The sequence below is a fragment of the Olavius algarvensis spirochete endosymbiont genome (genome assembly GCA_900608495.1).
GTDB lineage: Bacteria > Spirochaetota > Spirochaetia > DSM-2461 > DSM-2461 > UBA2779.
Genome location: UWYT01000175.1, coordinates 1 through 543, shown reverse-complemented (window position 1 = coordinate 543; position 543 = coordinate 1). Strand labels below are relative to the sequence as shown.

Below are 543 nucleotides of genomic sequence, written 5' to 3'. Positions count from 1 at the left end.
ATTCCTTGCATTTAGTCCATTGAAATACGGTTGGAGATACTCGTCAATTTCACTCTTGGTATTTAGATGGCAAGAAATAAGGGGAAAAACCAAAGCAATAACAAAAAAAATTCGCATAATTCAACTTACCTCTATGGATTCATCATAGAATTTAAATCAGGGGGCAACGGTCCTGAATAGGCATTGTCGAGTAAAACAGAGGGTAAATCTTTAATTCCTTCACCGACTTTCCCAGCAAATTGTTGGAGAGCCCCAGCAGCTTGAGAAATATCTATTTCAGTTCCCGCGACTTGCGTATACGCAGCGAAGGTATGTACTTCAGCACTGCCCCCAACGCCCATTGATATAGAATAGACAGAATCATTCATTAGATTATCACTATCAGATGGCATAGATACGTCGGCACCTAATGAGATTGGTGCTCCGCCTGAAGCTCCGATTATGCTACTCAAACCTTCTAAATCCTCGACAGAATCAACGCCCGATGTACCCAAGGTGAAGCCAATAGAAGTACCAGCCGGGCCATAGGTTCCACTTCCTACT

General features: G+C 42.7%; 1 protein-coding gene. It reads right to left on the bottom strand.

Going from position 1 to position 543, the window contains the following annotated elements:
* Window positions 1-131: 131 nt before the first annotated feature.
* Window positions 132-543: hypothetical protein (locus S1OALGB6SA_RS10170; RefSeq protein ID WP_195910298.1), on the bottom strand; the 412-nt coding region annotated here is incomplete at its 5' end.